We start from the raw sequence: 17,742 nt of genomic DNA, 5'->3' as shown, positions 1-17,742 counted from the left end.
GCGCTCACACCGGTGGTCCGGCCGGCCCGGCCAGGTGGTAGGTACGCACCGCCGTACCGGCGAAGATGTCGTCCCGCTGCCGGTCGGTCAGCGCCGGCAGGGCCGCCTCCAGCGCCCGCCGCACGCCCGGATAATCCGATCTGAGCAGGCAGACCGGCCAGTCCGAGCCAAACATCAGACGATCCGGGCCGAACTGCTCGACCGCCACCTCCACGAACGGGCGCAGGTCCTCCGGCGACCAGTCCGGCCGCGCCTCGGTCACCAGGCCGGACAGCTTGGCGGTCACGTTCGGGTTGGCGGCCAGGTCGGCGAAGGGCGTAAGCCACCGCCGCAGCCCCGCCGCGCCCTGGTCGATGCGGGGCTTGCCGAGGTGGTCGAGGACGAAGCGCAGTTCGGGCAGCGCCTGCGCCGCCCGGGCTGCCGCCGGCAGCTGATCGGCTCGGATCACCAGGTCGAACACCAGCCCGGCGGCGGCGACCTCGGCCAACCCTCGGCGCACCTCGGGCCGGTCGAGGTAGTCCGGGTCGGTCTCCCCCTGCACCTGCGAGCGGAGCCCGACCAGCAGTTCGCCGCCGCGCAACCGCCGGTAGTCTGCGACGGTCTCGGCGACGTCCCCGCCGGCCACGTCGAGCCAGGCCACCACCCCGAGGATCGGCGCGGTGTCGGCGGCGTAGCCGAGGAACTCGGCCGCCTCGTCGCGATGGCAGCGACCCCCTTCGACCAGTACGGTGCCGTGCACCCCGGTCGCGGTCAGCTCGGCGGTCAGGTCCTGCGGGGTGAACGGGCGGCGGATGGTGGCCAGTTCCGGCTCGTCGAGCCAGGTGTAGCCGCGTTCCGGCCGCCACAGGTGGTGATGCGCGTCGATGATCATGCGATCGGTGCTCCCGCCTTGGTCGGGGCCGCCCACTCCGGGCCGTCCGGGTAGCGGTAGTCGGCCAGCGCGGCGGGTACGAGTTGGGCACTCATGCCCGGCGCGGTGGGCGCCAGGTAACGCCCCTCGCTGATCCGTACCGGGTCGGTGAAGTGCTCGTGCAGGTGGTCGACGTACTCGATGGCGCGGTCGTCGGTGCTGCCGCTGAGCGCGACGAAGTCGAACATGGCCAGGTGTTGCACCAGCTCGCACAGGCCCACTCCCCCGGCGTGCGGGCAGACCGGCACCCCGAACTTGGCGGCGAGCAGCAGGATCGCCAGGTTCTCGTTGACCCCGGCGACCCGGCAGGCGTCGATCTGCACCACGTCGACCGCGTCGGCCTGGAGCAACTGCTTGAACATGACCGCGTTGTGCACGTGCTCGCCGGTGGCCACTTTGATCGGGGCGAGGGCGTCACGCACGGCGGCGTGCCCGAGCACGTCGTCCGGCGAGGTCGGTTCCTCGATCCAGTACGGGTCGAAGGCGGCCAGTTCGCGCATCCAGCGGATCGCCTCGGGCACGCCCCAGATCTGGTTGGCGTCGACCGCGATGCGCACGTCCGCTCCGACGGCCTGCCGGGCGATACCCATCCGGCGTACGTCGTCGGCCAGGTTGCCCCCCACCTTGAGCTTGATCAGCCGGTACCCGTCCGCCACCGCCTCCCGGCAGAGCCGGGCCAGCTTCTCGTCGTCGTAGCCCAGCCAGCCGGGTGTGGTGGTGTACGCCGGGTAACCCTCGGCCCGCAGCCGCCGCTCGCGTTCGTCGCGTCCACCCTCGGCGGCCCGTAGCAGCGCCAACGCCTCGTCCTCGGTCAGCGCGTCGCGCAGGTAGCGGAAGTCGACCTGGGCCACCACCTGCTCCGGGGTGAGGTCGGCGAGCAGCTTCCACAGTGGCTTGTCCGCCCGCCGGGCGGCGAGATCCCAGACCGCGTTGACCAGACCGCCGGCGGCCATGTGCACGACCCCCTTCTCCGGCCCCAGCCAACGGATCTGACTGTCGCCGACGAGCCGACGGGACAGCGCCGCGGGGTCGGCGAGCAGGGTGTCGACCGGCTGACCGACCACCATCGGGGCGAGCGCCTGCACGGCCGCGACCTGGAGGTCGGTGCCCCGTCCCACGGTGAAGACCAGTCCGTGCCCCTCGGCGCCGGCCGAGGTCCGCAGGACCACGTACGCCGCGGAGTAGTCGGGAAACGGGTTCATCGCATCCGATCCGTCGCGATGACGGGACGTGGGGAACCGTACGTCGAGGGTTTCTACCGACGAGATGCGCTCAATCACCACAACTCCTGAGGGTCGAACAGGTTGGCTCGGGTGTCTGCCTGGCGAGGGGACCGGCCGCCGGCCGGCTGGTCTCATGTCTGCGCCTTACCTCCGGTGATGCGGGAGACCACCAGGGCCACCAGGATGACGGTGCCGTTGAGGAAGTTCGTCCACTGCGCCGGCACCCCGGCCAGGGTCAACACGTTGATGATCATGAAGAGCAGCAGGACACCGGTGAAGGCGCCGAAGACGCTGCCCTTGCCGCCGTTGAGGCTGACTCCGCCGATCACCGCCGCCGCGAAGACCTGGAAGATGGCGCCGGTGCCCTGGGCCGCCGGCACCGCCGCGAGCCGGCCGCTGATCAGCAGACCGGCGAGCGCCGCGAGCACGCTGGCCACGATGAGGGCGATCCAGAGCACCCGATCGGTACGGATTCCGGCCGCGCGGGCGGCGTCGGCGTTGCCGCCGATGGCGTAGAGCGCCCGACCGGCCCGGGTGTACCCGAGGACCACCACCCCACCGGCGAACAGCAGCAGCGACAGCCAGATCGAGGCCGGTACGCCGGACCAGGTGGCGGAGCCGAGATAGGTCATCGACTCCGGCAGCGCGAAGAAGGTCTGCCCGCCGGAGATGCCGGTGAGCAGCCCGCGCAGGACGATGAGCATGCCCAGGGTGACGACGAAGCCGTTGAGACCGAACCGGACGATGAGCAGCCCGTTGAAGGCCCCGACGAGAGCGCCGACGAGCAGCACGACCGGCACCGCCCAAACTTCCGGCAACACGTCGAGACCGAGCCCCCGGGTCAGCGCCGGGTCGACGACCAGCCACGCCGCGATGCCGGGCGCGAGACCGAAGGTGGACTCCAGCGACAGGTCCATCTTGCCGGTGATCAGCACGATGGTCTGGGCGAGGACCACGATGGCGATCTCCGACATGCTCTGCAGCACGTTGATGATGTTGTCCGTGCTGAGGAAGACCGGGTTGACGATCGACCCGACGATCGCGACGGCGATGATCGCCGGGACCAGCGCGAGGTCCCGCAGTCGGGCGATGGCCAGGCTGCGCGACGCCGAGCCCGGCTCCGGCGGCGGCGACGCGGCTGGTCGCGAGGTGCTGGAGAGCGTCTCAGACATGGTGGAGATCCACCCCTTCCATCGCGGCTACCAGATCGTTGTCGCTCCAGCCGTGGGTCATCTCCCGGACGACCCGCCCCTGGAACATCACCAGTACGCGGTCACAGATCCGCAGATCGTCGAGTTCGTCGGAGACGACCAGCACGGTGGTGCCGCGCCGACGCGCCTCGTCGACGACACCGAGCAGGGTCTGCTTCGACCGCACGTCGACACCGGCGGTCGGGGTGATGAGCACCAGCAGCTTCGGATCGCTGGCCAGCGCCCGACCCATCACCACCTTCTGCTGGTTGCCGCCGGAGAGGTCGGAGACCGGCACGTGCGGCCCGGAGGCCTTGATCGCCAGATCGGCGATGGTGTCCCGGGCGAGGGCGTCGCGGCGGCTCGGCGAGATGAGGCCGCGCCGACCGACCCGCTCGGGCACGGTCATGGTGACGTTCTCGGCGATCGACAGCAGCGGCACCAGGCCCTCCCGGTGCCGGTCCTGCGGCACCAGCCCCACGCCGGCGGCGAGGGAGTCGGGCACGCTGCCGGGGCGCAGCGTACGGCCGGCGACGACGACCGTGCCGCCGACCGGCCGGGTCAGGCCGACGATCGCCTCGGCGACCTCGACCTTGCCGCTGCCGCCGCCTCCCGCGATGCCGACCACCTCGCCCGACCTGGCCTCGACCGACAGTTCGGCGCCGGAGGTGGTGACCAGGTCACGCACGGACAGCAGCACCGGCGCGTCGGTGGGCAGTGGTCGGTGGTCGACCTCGGACATGGTCACCTCCTCGCCGGTCATCGCGGCCACCAACGCCGGACGGCTCAGCTGCGCCACCGGGGCGGTGACGATGTGCCGGGCGTCGCGGAAGACCGTCACCTGGTCGCAGATCTCGTAGATCTCCTGGAGGTGGTGGCTGATGAACAGGAAGGTCACGCCCTGCGCCCGCAGGTCCCGGATCCGGGTGAAGAGGCGGTTGATGCCGGCGCCGTCGAGCTGGGCGGTGGGCTCGTCGAGGATGATGAACCGGGCACCGAAGGACAACGCCCGGGCTATCTCGACGAACTGCCGCTGCTCGACCGAGAGCGTCGAGGCGGGCTGGCGTACGTCGACCTCGACCGACCACTGGGCGAGCAACTGTTCCGCCTGGCGCCGCAGCCGCGCCCAGCGGATCAGCCCGGCCGGGCCCCGGGCGTGCCGGTTGAGGAACAGGTTCTCCGCCACGGTCAGGGTGTCGATGATCGTGGACTTCTGGTAGACGCAGGCGACCCGCCGGCGCCAGGCGTCCCGGTCGCCCAACGGTGGCGCCGGACGTCCGTCGAAGGCCACCGTGCCGTGGTCGGCGGCCTGTAGTCCGGTGAGGATGCCGACCAGGGTCGACTTGCCGGCGCCGTTACGTCCCACCAGGGCGTGCGTCTCACCGCGGCGGACCACGATTCCCGCCTCGGACAGGGCCAGCGTGGAGCCGAACCGCTTGGTGATGTTCACGGCCTCGACGACGGGCTGGTCGGCAGCGACCAGCCCGTCGGTCGGGCCGGCTGGGCTGGCACTCATGGGTTGTTGCCCCACAGGGCCGGGTCGTCGAACTTCAGGGTGGGCTCACCGGCGACCGGCGCGCCGTCGAGCGTCACCAGCGGCGCCGGCAACTGGTCCTCCAGCAGGCCGTCGCGCACCTGGATGATGTTGCTGCCGTGCGGGGTCGGGCCGGGCTGGAAGGTCTTGCCCTCGATCGCCGCCTTCACGTACTCCAGGCCGTGCTTGGCGTACAGGTCGGCCGGCTGGCTGACGGTGGCGTCGATCAGCCCCTGGCCGATGTTCTTCAGCTCCTCCGGGATGCCGTCGTTGGAGACCACGAAGACGTGCTTGGGATCGGTCGGCGGCACCTGGAGACCCCGCTGCTTGAGGATCTGCATCGTGCCCGACAGGGCGAACGACGACTGCATGTAGATGCCCTTGATGTCCGGATCGGAGGCGAACCGGGTCTGCAGCTTCGACGCCGCCACGTCGGCCTTCCAGTCGGTGGCCTCGCCGAAGACGGTGATGTCGGGGAAGTTCTGTTGCATGCACTCGTTGAACGCCTCGGTGCGGTCCCGACCGTTGATCGAGTCCAGGCCGCCCTGGAGCATGACGACCTTGCCCTTACCGCCGAGCTTGGTGCCGAGGAACTGGCAGGCCTTGGTGCCGTAGGCGCGGTTGTCGGCGCGGACGACCATGAACACCTTGCCGGTGTCCGGCCGGGTGTCGATGGTGACCACCGGGATGTCCTTGCTCTCCAACTGGGCCAGGGTCGGCGCGATGGCGGCGGTGTCCTGCGGCGCCATCACCACGCCCTTGACGCCCTGACTGATGAACGTCTGCGTGTTCGAGATCAGGTTGGCGATGTCGTTCTGCGAGTTGGTCGTCTTCAGATCGATGCCCAGTTCGTCACCGAACTGGGGGACGTACTTGATGTACGAGTTCCAGAAGTCCGTGTCGGAACGCGGGTAGTCCACCCCCACGACCGACCGGGAATCGCCCGCGGCGGTCCCGCCGGTCTCGCCGCAACCGGCTGTGAGGGTGGCCGACGCGCCGAGCAGCGCGGCCAGCCCGACGCTCAGCAGAGCGCTACGCTTCATCGAAGATCCTCCATGCATGTCGGTAGATGGTCCGACGCGGGCCGCCGTGACGAATCACGGAGCGGCACGCGTCGGCGGTTGGTGCGAAGAATCAGGCGGGGCTGATGTTCCACAACAGGTTCGTGCTGCCGTCCCAGCTCCACTGTTTGACCGGCGAGCCGGAGGCGACCTGGCCACCGCCGTCGAGCACCAGGCCGGTGGCCCGGTTGGCGATTCGGTACCGCCGGTTGCCCTGGTCGGTGATCTGCCACTGCTGGTTGTTACTGCCGTTCCACGGCGCCTGCTGGGCCGCTGCGCCGTTGCCCGTCTGACCGAAGCCGTCGACGACCATGCCGTTGGTGCGGTTGACGATCCGGTAGTAGCCGGTGCCCAGGTCGACGAGCTGCCACTGGAGATTGGTGCTGCCGTCCCAGCTCCACTGCTTCAGCACGGAGCCGGAGGAGACGTTGCCGCCGCTGTCCAGCGCCAATCCGTTGGTCACGTTCGTGATCCGCTGGTACGTGTTCGGGTTGAAGGTCACCCGCAGCGAGGCGATGGCATCGTTGTTGCCGGTGTTACGCAGGTCGCTGTTGTCGGCGGTGAACGTCCAGCTGGTGCCGGAGAGGTTGTCGTTGGCGTACCCGACGAGCTGGTGACCGGCGGTGACCCGGACCGACGAGATGCTCCGCAGCCCGATGCCTGCGGTCTGCAACTGCGCCGCGGTGTAGCTGCCGATCGACAGGTTGGCACCGCTGTCGTAGCCGACGTTGGCGTAGACGCTGACCACCGGCGACACCGAGGGTCCGCCGCCGAGGGTGGGGATCGGCCCGTTGAAGGTCAGCTTCACCACGTACGCCGACGCGCTGAACGGGGCGCTCGCCGAGGGCAAGGTGATCCGCAGTCCGCCGGCGTCCTGGGTACGGTTCGGCAGGTTGACGTAGCTGCCGACGGTGTTGCCGAGCATCTGCACGCCCGCCAGGGAGCTGAGGTTGATCCGGTTCGACGAGAGCGTGGTGATGTTCACCGAGCTGCCCGGCCAGCCGAGGATCGTCGCGTACAGCACCCGGTTGTCCTTGCTGCGGGTGAACCGGATGTCCTGTGGGGTGCCGACCACCGGCGCGACGAAGTAGCCGCCGCCCATCCGGGTCGGCCCCTCACCGTGGATGGTCCAGGCCCGGGTGGCGTAGATGGACTCACCGAAGCGCCGCAGGTAGTCACCGATGCCGCGCAGGATCGTCTGCTGCCCGGCCGGAATGGTGCCGTCGGCCATCGGCGCGATGTTGAGCACCATGTTGCCGTTCTTGCTCACCCGGTCGATCAACGAGTGCAGCATCTGGTTGAGCGAGTAGTAGCCGATCCCGACGGTGTAGCACCAGCTGGAGCTGCTGATGCTGTCGTCGGTCAGCCAGTACGGCTCGCGCAGCTCGGCGGGGCCGCCGCGCTCGTAGTCGTAGACCGCGCCGCCGCGCTCCAGACCGTCCTTGTAGGTCGCGACGACCTCCTTGTCCCAGGCGACGGCGCGGTTGTAGTAGTACGCCAGAAAGCGCAGTCGCTGGGCCTCGCTGATGCGGTGCAGGTCGAAGTCCTGCCAGAGGATGTCTGGCTGGGCCTGGTCGATCACCTCGCGCAGCTTGTCGAACCAGAGCTGCTCCTGCGCGGCGGTGCCCAGCTGCCCGTAGAGCTTGCGCAGGCTCGGGTCGGACTGCTGCGGGGCCCATTGGAAGAAGCCGGTGAAGTTGAAGGCGTGGTGCATGGCGACCATGACCTTCATTCCCCGGGCCCGGATCGCGTCGGTGTGCAGGCGCAGCAGGTCGAGGCGGGGGCCCTTGGCCACCGGGTTCCACTCGTTGACCTGGCTGTTCCACATGGAGAAGCCGTCGTGGTGCTCGGCCACCGGCCCGGCGAACTTGGCGCCGGCGTCGACGAAGAGCTGCGCCCACTCGTTCGGGTCGAAGTTGCCACCCGCCGAGCGCAGCCGCGGGGCGAACTGCACGAACCGACCCGAGCGGTCGTTCGCCCCGTTGATGAAGTTGTGGTACGGCCAGACCGACGGGTCGCCGTACGTGTTGCGGTGGTGGTTGTTCTCGCCCGAGCCGGGGTTGTACATGTTGCGCGGGTACCACTCGTTGGCGAACGCCGGGACGCTGAACGCTCCCCAGTGGTAGTAGATGCCGAACTTGGCGTCCTGGAACCACTCGGCCGCGGGCGGGTGCTGACCCACCGACGCCCAACTCTCGGTGTAGTTGGACGGGCCGGGGATGGCGGCGTGCGCGGGCATTGGGCGGAAGATGCCGCCGGCGCCGACTGCGGCTGCGGCCCCACCCGCGCCGAGGGCGGCCAGCAGCGTACGACGGGTGACAGGGGGACGGGACATGACGATCCCTCCAAAACACGGATGGCGGTGGTGGTGCTCACGTGCTTTAGACATCAGACGTTAGGGGTTACCATCCGATGACGTCAACGCCCCGGAAACGGGAAAACCTCGCATTGATTCACGACTGCAGCGAGAGTGCAGCCCGAGTCATCAGATGACTTCCCCCGGGACGGCCACCTGCCGTCGACACGGTCCTTCGACAGGGCGGGACGGCGGTCGCGCGGCGCCGGGCCGATGTTGGCGGTCACATCACCGCGCTCGGAGATCGACGTTTTGCCACGCGGATGCGCCTGCGAACGTTAACATCGACAGCATTGGAATTGCTAGGTCGGTGGCCGGCCCCGACGCGCCGGGGCCCAGGGCGCCGCCGCGGGGTGGCAGGGTGGCTACGTTATCCGACACCGAACGGAGCAACCCGATGAGCCGCCACGTCCAGGTCACCTTCGACGCTCACGACCCGATCACCCTGTCGTCCTTCTGGCGGGAGGTGTTGGGCTATGTGCATCCCGGCCCGCCCGGCGTCGATCTGCCCGACGGCGCCGACCCGCTGGCCGCCTGGGACGACTTCCTCGCCCGCCTCGGGGTGCCGCCGGAGCAGCGCAACACCAGATCGGCCATCGAGGACCCGGACGGGCACGGCCCCCGGGTGTTCTTCCAGCAGGTGCCGGAGGACAAGGTCACCAAGAACCGCGTCCACCTCGACGTGCGGGTCGCGCCCGAGTTGCAGGGCGACGAGCGGATGGCCGCACTGGAGGCCGAGTGCTCTCGACTGGTCGCGCTGGGCGCCAGCCGGGTACGCCGGGTCGAACCCGCCGCGCCGTTCGAAGCGGGATTCATCGTGATGACCGATCCCGAGGGCAACGAGTTCTGCCTGGACTGACCGGTCGCGCGCCCTCTGGTCGACGTGTGCACGGCGTCCGGGACCGAGAGGGACAGTGCCGCCGTCGGGCCGCCGGGCCCGACGGCGGCACCCGTTTGCTAATCGCCCAGGCAGTCGCGCACCGCGGCGCTGAGCAGGTTGGCCCGTTCGTCGTCGAAGCCGCCCATCTGGTTGACCACGTAACCGAAGCCGACCTGGTGGGTTTCGTCGCCGAAGGCGAGGTGCCCGCCGGCACCGTCGTGGCCGAAGCTGCGTTGCCCGAGCATCGGCCGGGGCAGTGAGTGCACGAGGAATCCGGTGCCCCAGCGGTGCCCGGCGTCGGGGTGGCCGTACACCTGCTGCCCGGCGGCCCGGACGGTGAGCGCGTCGTCGACGGACGCGGTGGTGAGCAGGCGGGGGCCGTCGACCTCGGAGACACAGGCGGCGTAGAGACGGGCCAGGCTCTCGGCCGTGCTGATCCCGCCCGCGCCGGGGACCTGCGCCGCCTGGATGGCCGGGTCGTTGAAGCTGACCAGGCCGTTGGAGTCGGCGGGGAAGGGGAAGGCGTCGCCCATGGTCATGGCGCGTTCGGAAACCGCGTCGGTTTCCGGGCCGGGATCGCCGATCGGCCCCAACATCCAGGCGACCGCGTCGCGTTCGGCGGCCGGCAGTCCGATCCAGGTTCGCAGGCCGAGCGGCTCGGCGAGGGCCCGCGCGAACCAGGCGCCGGGCATCTCGCCGGTGATCCGACGGATCACCTCGCCGATCAGCCAGCCGAAGGTGATCGGGTGATAGCTGTGCGCGGTGCCCGGCTTCCACAGTGGCGTTTGCGCCTCGATCGCCTGGATCACCGGTTCCCAGGCGAGCACTTCCTCGCGGGTGAAGGGCTTGTCCAACGCCGGCAGGCCGGACTGGTGAGTGAGCAGCCAGCGTACCGGGATCTCCGCCTTGCCGTGCTGGCCGAACTCGGGCCAGTAGCGGGTGACCGGCGCGTCCAGGTCCAGCCGGCCCTGCTGGACCAGCAGGTACGCGCAGATCGTCATGATCCCCTTGGTGCAGGAGAAGACCACGGCCGGGGTCTGCGCGGTCCACGGGCGTCCCGAGCGGGGGTCGGCCGAACCGCCGTACAGGTCGACGACCTTGCGGCCCCGCAGGTAGACGGCGACCGCGGCGCCCACCTCCTGTCGCAGGGCGAAGTTGTCACGGAACACGTCGGCGACCCGACCGAAGCCGTCGTCGGCCTGACCGTGGATCTGGGTGTCGCTCAACCCGTTATCCCTTCACTGAGCCCTGGAGCAGGGCCTTGATGAACTGTCGCTGGAAGATCAGGAACACGATGAGTGTGGGGGTGAGGATCAGCAGCGATCCGGCGCACAGCAGCACCAGATCCGTTCCCCACTGTCCCTGGAAAGCGCCGAGGGCACCAGCCATGGTCCGCTTGGTGGCATCGTCGACCATGACGATGGCGAGCAGGAACTGGTTCCAGGTCCAGAGGAACAGCAGGATCGTCAGCGAGGCGATCGCCGGGCGGGCCAGCGGCACGTGGATGCGCCAGAACAACTGCCAGGTGTTGCTGCCGTCGACCCGTGCCGCCTCGGACAGTTCGGGTGGCACGTTGGTGAAGTGGGCCCGCATCCAGAACACCGCGAACGGCATGTAGAGACCGATCAGCGGCAGGATGATCGCCCAGCGGGTGTTGAGCAGGCCCAGGTCACGCATCTGGTAGTACAGCGGAGTGACCACCGCCTCGAAGGGCAGGGTCAGGCCGAGCAGCAGCAGCCCGAAGGCAAGGTGACCGCCGGGCACCCGCAGGTGACCGAGTCCGAAGCCGGCCATGGTCGCGATGAGCACTCCGATCGGCACCACCCCGGCCACGATCAGCATGCTCGACTTGAGCAGGGCCCCCATGTTCGCGGCCGTGAAGGCGTCGGCGAAGTTGCTCCACTGCGGGTCCGACGGCCAGGCCAGACCGGTGGGTACGGTACCCCGTGGTTGCAGGGCGGCCGAGAGCATGCTCAGGAACGGCAGCAGGGTGACCACGACCAGGGCGATCAGGAAGATCCGTCCGCTCACCCGCTCGCTGCGACTGGTCAGGTTCATGGCTTCTCCCCTCGGGTCAGCCGCTGGATCGGCAGCACGCAGACCAGCACCAGCAGCATCAGCACCACGCCCAGGGCGGAGGCGAGCCCGACCTGCCGCTGGGAGAAGGCGAGGCGGTAGATCTCCAGGCCCGGCACGGTGGTCTGGATGCCCGGTCCGCCGCTGGTGGAGATGTAGACGATGTCGAAGCTGGCCAGCGCCGCGATGACGGTCACGGTGAGACAGACGCCGATCTCCTGGCGCAGGCTGGGCAGGGTCACGGCGAAGAACTCGCGGATCGGGCCGGCACCGTCCATCCGGGCCGCCTCGTACAGCGACGGGTCGATCTTGCTCATGCCGGTGACCAGCAGGATGGTGCAGAGGCCGAGCATGATCCAGGTGCCGATCACGCCGACCGCCGGCAGCGCGGTGCTGAACTCGCCGAGCCAGGGTCGCGTGACGCGGTCCAGGCCGACGGCCCGCAGCAACTGGTTGACCAGGCCGTTGCTGGACAGCACCCAACTCCAGGCGATGCCGGCCGCGACCAGCGGGATCACCTGCGGCAGGAACAGCACGGTACGGACCAGGGTGCCGCCCGGTCCGGTGGTGATCCGCCGCACCAGGCTGGCCACCAGCAGGCCGAGCGCGACCGGGATGAAGCTGAAGAAGATGATCAGAACGAACGCGTTCGTGATGATCTTCAGCAGGTCCCGGTCGGTGAAGACGGTCAGGTAGTTGTCGAACCCGACCCACCGGGCCGGCCCGATGCCGTTCCAGCGGTACAGCGAGTACTGCACGGTCAGCGTGAGCGGACGCAGCACGAAGAAGCCGTACATGAGCAGGGCGGGCAGGACCCAGAGCCAGCCGATCCACCGGGCCGTACGACCCCGGCGGTTTCGACGTGGTCGCACGGATCGCGCAGGGTCCACCCCGCCGGGCCGGGACGCGGTGCCCGGCCCGGCGGGGACGCTGCCGAGGGCAGACGTCATCGGATTCCTTCCGTGGCTGCCCCGGCCCTCAGGCCGGGGCCGATGTCAACGGGACAGTTCCTTCTCGTACTCGGCCTGGACCGCCTTGACGTATCCCTGCGGGTTCTGCTGGCCGGCGATCAGCTTCTGCATCTCCGGGGTGATGGCCGAGGCGAAGATGCCGCCGGTGGCGTTGGCGGTGAAGTCGACGGCACCGTTGTCGGCACCGAGTTGCTGCGAGGCCTTGAGGGTCTCGGCCAGCACGGTGCCGTCGCCCACAGCCGGCAGAGCCAGTGCGCTCGGGCCGCCCGGGTGCGAACCGCCGACGTTCACCGAGATGTCCCGGGCCTTCTCGTTGGTGTGCGCCCAGTTCAGGAAGTACGCGGCGGCGTCGGCGTTCTTGGCCTTGGCGCCGACGCCGAAGGTGTTCGGTGCGGACATCGCGACCCGCTTGGCCTCGGCGGTCTCGCCCGGGAAGAGGAAGAAGCCGACCTCACCGGCCATGTTCTTGTCCAGGTTCGCCGACTCCCAGTCGCCGTTGAACATGAACACGCCGTTGCCCTTCATGAACTCGCCCATCATCGCGGTGTAGTCGATGGCGTTGGCGTCCTTCGGGAAGTAGCCGGCCTGGGCCCACTTCTGGATGGTCTCGGTGGCCTTGAGCGCGGCCGGGGTGTCGAAGGTGGCACCCGGCTTCTGGAAGATCCAGTCCGCGATCTGCTGCGGGTCGCCGAACTGGTTCTGCAGCGCCTGGTGCGGGAAGTTGATGCCGGCGGTGTTCTTGTTGAACTGCATGATCGGCAGCAGGTTCGCGGCCTTGGCCTTGGCCAGCAGGTCCTCGAACTCGGCGATGGTGGCCGGCGGCTGGGTCATGCCGATCTGCTCGGCCTGCTTCTTGTTGTAGAACACGCCGGTGACGCTGTAGCCCAGCCCCATGCCGTAGAGGGAGCCGCTGCCGCGCTGGGCGCCGCCGTCGGTGAGCCGCAACTGCACCAGTTGGGAGGCGGGGAACTTGTCCCAGCCGTGGGCGTCGAAGTACGGGTCGAGATTCTTCAGCAACCCGTCCTTGACCAGGTCGACCATGGTGGGCAGCCGGATGATGTCGGGCGCGTTGTCCGAGGCGAGTACGCGCGGCGCGTTCTCCACGATGACGGTGAACTGGTCCTCGCGAACGTTGAACGTGACGTTCGGATGCTGCCTGGTGAACTCGTCGGCGAGCGCCTTGGCCAACGGGAAGCCGGTCTCGGCGTACATCTCCAGGATGATCGGGTCGGTGCCGAGTTCGGTGCTGACCGCGGCGTCGGCGTCACCCGACGTGGTCTGCTCCGTGCCCGGCGCGCTACAGGCGGTGATCGTCAGGCCGGCGGTAAGCAGCGGCACCAGCAGTGCCAGCCGGCGTCGGGTGAACCTGGTCGAGAACTCCGGCACCTCAATGCTCCTTGACTCGTCCGCGCGCCTCGCCGCCTGGCGGCCGGGGCGACGTCGTACCGATGCCGGCTACCGGCCGGCATTCGTCGGACGTCGCGCCGGAACTCCGGCTCGCGGTATCCAATGACAAATTCGGCGGATCACGCCCTCCGCCAGCGGCTACATCACGTCGCTAAACTGATTTAGCAGAGCATGCGCGTGATGCCGGGCACTGTCAAGCAGCAGTTCGCAACGGTCCGGAAACAGCCAGTTCACCCGGCGGACCCCGACCGAGGTCGGGCCGCCCGCCGGTGACCGGTCGCGCGCCGCAACGCATCATGATGGGGGACGGCGGCGCCCGACGGACCGCCGCGATCGGAGGACTGATGGGCCGTGACCGAGCAACCCTGGCCGATGTCGCCAAGCGGGCAGGGCTGTCCAAGACCGCCGCGTCGATGGTGCTCAACGGGCGAGAGGGGACCCGACTGTCCGCGGAGGCACACCAGCGGGTCTTCGCGGCGGCCGAGGAACTCGGTTACCGGCCCAACGTGGCCGCGCGGAGTCTGCGTACCAGAAAGACCGCCACCATCGCGTTCGTCTCCGACATCGTCGCCACCACCCGCTTCGCCGGTGGCCTGATCCGCGGCGCCCTGGACGCCGCCCGCGAGCGCGACCACGTCCTGCTCATCACCGAGACCCAGGGCGACGCGGCGTTCGAGCAGTACGCCATCGAGGCGATCCTGGATCGCCAGGTCGACGGCGTCATCTACGCGGCCATGGCCACCCGCCGCCTGTCGGTGCCGCCGGCCATCCTCAGCGGCCCGGTGGTGCTGCTCAACGCGACCAGCGCCGAGGAACTGCCCTGCGTGCTACCGGACGACGAGGGGGCCGGGGTCACCATCGCCGAGACCCTGCTCGGGTACGGCCACCGCGACCGGATCGCGTTGATCGGGCGCAACCGGCAGAAGGAACGCGATCCGGAGATCTCGCTGGCCGCCGAGGCCCGACTGCGCGGCATCCGGGCCACCCTCGCCGCAGCCGGGGTCAAACTGCTGGTCGAGAACTTCTGCCCCGAGTGGTTGCCGGAACACGGCTACACCGCGACCCGGGCACTGTTGGCCCGGCCCGACCGGCCGACCGCGATCATCTGTATGAACGACCGGCTCGCCTTCGGCGCCTACCAGGCGCTCGGTGAGGCGGGGCTGACCATCCCCGACGACCTCTCGGTGATCTCCTTCGACGACGACCCCACCGCCTCCTGGCTGCGCCCCCGGCTGTCCACGGCTGCTCTGCCGCACGAGCAGATGGGGCGCCGGGCGGTGGAACTGCTGCTCGACGGCAACGCTCCGGCGCAGTCGCTCGTCCCGATGCCGCTACGTCGGCGCCGGTCGGTGGCGCCGCCGAGCGGATCACCTGCGGCGGAGCACGACTGAGAGCAGCCCACCCTGGCCGCTAAACCGATTTACTGATACCTTCCCCGCCATGCTACGTCTGCCCGACCACTGGGTGTGGGACAGCTGGTACGCCCAGGACGACGACGGTTCGTGGCACGCGTTCTTCCTGCGTGCCTCCCGGGCCCTGCTCGACCCACACCGCCGCCACCGGCGTGCCTCGATCGGCCACGCCGTCTCCACCGACCTACGCTCCTGGCGGCTGGTCCCCGACGCGCTCGTGCCCGCCGACTCCCCCGGCTGGGACGACCTGGCAACCTGGACCGGCTGCACGGTCCGCGGCCCGGACGGGCGGTGGTACCTGTTCTACACCGGCGTCGGCCGGGCAGAAGACGGCCTCGTGCAGCGCATCGGCCTGGCCGTCTCCGACGACCTGACCACCTGGCACCGGCACGGCGACGGCCCACTCGTGCAGGCCGACCCGACGTGGTACGAGTTGCTCGACCGCGAGATGTGGTACGAGCAGGCCTGGCGTGACCCGTGGGTGTTCCCGGACCCGACCGGCGACGGCTGGCACATGCTCGTCACCGCCCGCGCCAACCAGGGACCCGCCGACGGGCGAGGCGTGATCGGTCACGCCACCTCCCCGGACCTGCTCAACTGGACCGTTCAGCCGCCGCTGTCCGCACCGGCCGGCTTCGGTCACCTCGAGGTGCCCCAGGTCGCCGTGGTGGACGGCCAGCCGCTGCTGCTGTTCTGCACCAACGCCGTCGCCGCCACCCGCACGGCCGAGCACCAACTCTGGGTGGTCCCCGCGCCGACGGTCCAGGGCCCGTGGGACGTGACCGCCGCGCAGCCGATCGCGCTACCGCACCTGTACGCGCCACGGTTGGTGCCCGACGGCGACGGCTGGGCGCTGATCGGCTTCGTCGACCACGTCGACGGTGAGTTCGTCGGTGAGATCGGCGACCCGGTCCCGGTCCGCTACGACCCGGCTGTCGGCCTGCTCCCCCGGCTACCGGCCGCCACCGGCAGCTGAGGTGCGGGCAGTGGACAGCAGGCCCGGCCTGGGAGTCACCGTACTCGGTGAGGCGGTCGTCGACCTGGTGCAGGCCCCGGACGGCCGGTTCACCGCCCATCCCGGCGGCAGCCCGCTCAACGTCGCCGTCGGGCTGGCCCGGCTCGGCGTACCGGCCGCGCTGCTGGCCCGCTTCTCCACCAGCCGGTTCGGCCGGCAACTGCGTACGCATGCCGAGGGCAACGGTGTCGACCTGCGCCACGCCGTCGACACCGACGATCCGGCCACCCTGGCGATCGCCTCGCTGCGCGGCGACGGGGTGGCCGCGTACGACTTCTACGTCGAGGGCACCGCCGACTGGCAGTGGCGCGACGAGGAGTTGTCCCCGGCGCTGACCGGCCGGGGCATCCTGCACACCGGTTCGCTGGCGGTGTTCCTCTCCCCCGGCGCCGACCGGGTGGCCGACGCCCTGCATACCGCGCGGGCCCGGGGCGCGTTGATCAGCATCGACCCGAACATCCGGCCCGGTCTGATCGGCACCCCCGCTCAGGCCCGCGCCCGCATCGAGCACCTGGCGGCACTGGCCCACCTCGTCAAGGCCAGCGAGGAGGATGTCGCCTGGCTCTATCCGGGCCGGCCCGTCGAGGACGTCCTGCGACACTGGCGAGACCTCGGGGCCGCCCTCGCGGTGGTGACCCTGGGAGCCGACGGGGCGCTCGCCCTCTCCGGCACCCGCAGGTTCCGGCAACCGGCACCGGCCGTCGAGGTGGTGGACACCATCGGCGCCGGTGACGCGTTCACCGCCGGGTTGCTGGCCGAACTGTCCCACGCCGCCGACGGGTGGACCGACGAGGATGTCGCCGCCGCGCTGCGGTACGCGGTCGAGGTCGCCGCCGTCACCTGCACCCGGGCGGGCGCCGACCCACCCTGTCGGGAGGAGTTGACGGGTTGCGCGGGTGCGGGCGGTCCACTCCCGGCCGTCTGACAGCGTCACCGGGCCGCGGCATGCCTCCAGAGGGAGCAGGTGACCGGCGAGCAGGGCGGCTCGTCAGGCGACCACCGGTACCGGTGCCAGCCCGGTGTATCGGCCACGGTGGTAGAGCAGCGGCGAGCTGGTTTCCGCACGACGGACCAGTTCCGGCTCGGCCAACACGATGGCATGACTACCCACCGTCACTCGGTCGATCACCCGGCACAACAACCAGGCCAACGCGCCGTCGAGAATCGGCACCCCCTGCGGCCCCGGCCACCATCGAGTCGGCGCAGCGAACCGATCGACCCCGCTGGCGGCGAACGTCCGCGCGAGGTCCTGCTGATGATGCGCCAACAGATGCACACCCACATGCCGCGCGGCAGCAACCGCAGACCAACTCGACGATCCGGTGTGCACGCAGAAGGAAACCACCGGCGGCGCCAACGACACCGACGTGAACGACGTCGCCGTGAACCCGACCGCCGGCGCCCCCGGCGCAGTCACCACCGTCACCGTGTTCGCCTGGTGACTCAACAGATTCCGGATCTCCACCACGTCGGCGTCGACCGGCGCGAGATCATCGATGGACGGTGGCATGGGGTCCTCCCGGGGTTCGAAGGGGGCCACGGTCGGCGCCGGCCCGCCGGATGCCGACCGACGGCCGCGAACAGGCCCTCGGCCAGGGCCTACGACCGGCGGCCGAGGAGTCCGGACGATATACCTACCTATCCGATGGGTTATAGGTATTATGCGGCCGCCTCCAGTCCGTGACAAGGAGCTGGAGGCGGACGCCC

The 17,742-nt window shown here is 69.9% G+C and carries 15 protein-coding genes; 4 read left to right on the top strand and 11 right to left on the bottom strand.

Annotated elements, in window-relative coordinates:
* Positions 1 to 4 precede the first annotated feature (4 nt).
* The 6 genes from AB0M35_RS27140 to AB0M35_RS27115 form a co-directional block, all read right to left on the bottom strand.
* Positions 5 to 871 carry an amidohydrolase family protein gene (locus tag AB0M35_RS27140; RefSeq protein WP_363748822.1) on the bottom strand — a complete coding sequence of 289 codons (867 nt, stop codon included), beginning with the start codon at positions 869 to 871 and terminating at the stop codon, positions 5 to 7.
* On the bottom strand, positions 868 to 2,187 hold the full coding sequence (locus AB0M35_RS27135; protein ID WP_363748833.1) for an enolase C-terminal domain-like protein: 1,320 nt from the start codon (positions 2,185 to 2,187) through the stop codon (positions 868 to 870). The genes AB0M35_RS27140 and AB0M35_RS27135 overlap by 4 nt, the downstream gene beginning before the upstream one ends.
* Positions 2,188 to 2,264: 77 nt before the next feature.
* Entirely contained in the window at positions 2,265 to 3,305 is a 1,041-nt protein-coding gene (locus AB0M35_RS27130; RefSeq protein WP_363748820.1) for an ABC transporter permease, read from the bottom strand.
* Positions 3,298 to 4,839 carry a sugar ABC transporter ATP-binding protein gene (locus AB0M35_RS27125; RefSeq protein ID WP_363748819.1) on the bottom strand — a complete coding sequence of 514 codons (1,542 nt, stop codon included), beginning with the start codon at positions 4,837 to 4,839 and terminating at the stop codon, positions 3,298 to 3,300. Before AB0M35_RS27125 ends, AB0M35_RS27130 begins: the two co-directional genes overlap by 8 nt.
* Positions 4,836 to 5,900: a sugar ABC transporter substrate-binding protein gene (locus tag AB0M35_RS27120; RefSeq protein ID WP_363748818.1), complete on the bottom strand. Its 1,065-nt coding sequence runs from the start codon at positions 5,898 to 5,900 to the stop codon at positions 4,836 to 4,838. Before AB0M35_RS27120 ends, AB0M35_RS27125 begins: the two co-directional genes overlap by 4 nt.
* Before the next feature lie 91 nt (positions 5,901 to 5,991).
* The gene (locus AB0M35_RS27115) at positions 5,992 to 8,253 is read right to left on the bottom strand and encodes an alpha-L-fucosidase (protein WP_363748817.1); all 2,262 of its coding nucleotides are present in this window, start codon (positions 8,251 to 8,253) and stop codon (positions 5,992 to 5,994) included.
* 418 nt (positions 8,254 to 8,671) lie between these two features.
* Here AB0M35_RS27115 and AB0M35_RS27110 point away from each other — a divergent pair, with 418 nt between their 5' ends.
* Entirely contained in the window at positions 8,672 to 9,133 is a 462-nt protein-coding gene (locus AB0M35_RS27110) for a VOC family protein (RefSeq protein ID WP_363748815.1), read from the top strand.
* Positions 9,134 to 9,231: 98 nt separating this feature from the next.
* Here the strand turns inward: AB0M35_RS27110 and AB0M35_RS27105 are convergent, their stop codons facing one another.
* The 4 genes from AB0M35_RS27105 to AB0M35_RS27090 are packed head-to-tail and all read right to left on the bottom strand — an operon-like array spanning position 9,232 to position 13,587.
* The gene (locus AB0M35_RS27105; RefSeq protein ID WP_363748814.1) at positions 9,232 to 10,380 is read right to left on the bottom strand and encodes a serine hydrolase domain-containing protein; all 1,149 of its coding nucleotides are present in this window, start codon (positions 10,378 to 10,380) and stop codon (positions 9,232 to 9,234) included.
* 4 nt (positions 10,381 to 10,384) lie between these two features.
* The gene (locus AB0M35_RS27100) at positions 10,385 to 11,212 is read right to left on the bottom strand and encodes a carbohydrate ABC transporter permease (RefSeq protein WP_363748812.1); all 828 of its coding nucleotides are present in this window, start codon (positions 11,210 to 11,212) and stop codon (positions 10,385 to 10,387) included.
* Complete coding sequence (locus AB0M35_RS27095) at positions 11,209 to 12,180, bottom strand: sugar ABC transporter permease (protein WP_363748811.1); 972 nt, start codon at positions 12,178 to 12,180, stop codon at positions 11,209 to 11,211. Before AB0M35_RS27095 ends, AB0M35_RS27100 begins: the two co-directional genes overlap by 4 nt.
* A 45-nt stretch (positions 12,181 to 12,225) precedes the next feature.
* The gene (locus tag AB0M35_RS27090) at positions 12,226 to 13,587 is read right to left on the bottom strand and encodes an extracellular solute-binding protein (protein ID WP_363748809.1); all 1,362 of its coding nucleotides are present in this window, start codon (positions 13,585 to 13,587) and stop codon (positions 12,226 to 12,228) included.
* Positions 13,588 to 13,952: 365 nt separating this feature from the next.
* Between AB0M35_RS27090 and AB0M35_RS27085 the strand changes: the two genes are divergently transcribed.
* From AB0M35_RS27085 to AB0M35_RS27075, 3 genes are read left to right on the top strand one after another with little or no spacing between them, the layout of a single operon-like run.
* Positions 13,953 to 14,999 carry a LacI family DNA-binding transcriptional regulator gene (locus tag AB0M35_RS27085; protein WP_363748808.1) on the top strand — a complete coding sequence of 349 codons (1,047 nt, stop codon included), beginning with the start codon at positions 13,953 to 13,955 and terminating at the stop codon, positions 14,997 to 14,999.
* Between the two features lie 49 nt (positions 15,000 to 15,048).
* Positions 15,049 to 15,996, top strand: coding sequence for a family 43 glycosylhydrolase (locus tag AB0M35_RS27080; protein ID WP_363748807.1), 948 nt, complete (start codon positions 15,049 to 15,051; stop codon positions 15,994 to 15,996).
* A gap of 10 nt (positions 15,997 to 16,006) precedes the next feature.
* Positions 16,007 to 16,960, top strand: coding sequence for a carbohydrate kinase (locus AB0M35_RS27075; RefSeq protein WP_363748806.1), 954 nt, complete (start codon positions 16,007 to 16,009; stop codon positions 16,958 to 16,960).
* A gap of 63 nt (positions 16,961 to 17,023) precedes the next feature.
* On the opposite strand, the gene AB0M35_RS27070 is transcribed toward AB0M35_RS27075, so the two are convergent.
* Complete coding sequence (locus AB0M35_RS27070) at positions 17,024 to 17,545, bottom strand: flavin reductase family protein (protein ID WP_363748805.1); 522 nt, start codon at positions 17,543 to 17,545, stop codon at positions 17,024 to 17,026.
* Between the last annotated feature and the right edge of the window lie 197 nt (positions 17,546 to 17,742).

The sequence above is a fragment of the Micromonospora sp. NPDC051196 genome (assembly GCF_040682415.1).
GTDB lineage: Bacteria > Actinomycetota > Actinomycetes > Mycobacteriales > Micromonosporaceae > Micromonospora.
This window is presented reverse-complemented; position numbering and strand designations above follow the sequence as displayed.

What these genes read in the sequence shown, in the direction of transcription:
- AB0M35_RS27100 (WP_363748812.1), bottom strand. Translation starts at nt 11,212, where the DNA reads ATGAACCTGACCAGTCGCAGCGAGCGGGTGAGCGGACGGATCTTCCTG.
- AB0M35_RS27080 (WP_363748807.1), top strand. Translation starts at nt 15,049, where the DNA reads ATGCTACGTCTGCCCGACCACTGGGTGTGGGACAGCTGGTACGCCCAG.
- AB0M35_RS27115 (WP_363748817.1), bottom strand. Translation starts at nt 8,253, where the DNA reads ATGTCCCGTCCCCCTGTCACCCGTCGTACGCTGCTGGCCGCCCTCGGC.
- AB0M35_RS27130 (WP_363748820.1), bottom strand. Translation starts at nt 3,305, where the DNA reads ATGTCTGAGACGCTCTCCAGCACCTCGCGACCAGCCGCGTCGCCGCCG.
- AB0M35_RS27125 (WP_363748819.1), bottom strand. Translation starts at nt 4,839, where the DNA reads ATGAGTGCCAGCCCAGCCGGCCCGACCGACGGGCTGGTCGCTGCCGAC.
- AB0M35_RS27140 (WP_363748822.1), bottom strand. Translation starts at nt 871, where the DNA reads ATGATCATCGACGCGCATCACCACCTGTGGCGGCCGGAACGCGGCTAC.
- AB0M35_RS27120 (WP_363748818.1), bottom strand. Translation starts at nt 5,900, where the DNA reads ATGAAGCGTAGCGCTCTGCTGAGCGTCGGGCTGGCCGCGCTGCTCGGC.
- AB0M35_RS27070 (WP_363748805.1), bottom strand. Translation starts at nt 17,545, where the DNA reads ATGCCACCGTCCATCGATGATCTCGCGCCGGTCGACGCCGACGTGGTG.
- AB0M35_RS27095 (WP_363748811.1), bottom strand. Translation starts at nt 12,180, where the DNA reads ATGACGTCTGCCCTCGGCAGCGTCCCCGCCGGGCCGGGCACCGCGTCC.
- AB0M35_RS27085 (WP_363748808.1), top strand. Translation starts at nt 13,953, where the DNA reads ATGGGCCGTGACCGAGCAACCCTGGCCGATGTCGCCAAGCGGGCAGGG.
- AB0M35_RS27110 (WP_363748815.1), top strand. Translation starts at nt 8,672, where the DNA reads ATGAGCCGCCACGTCCAGGTCACCTTCGACGCTCACGACCCGATCACC.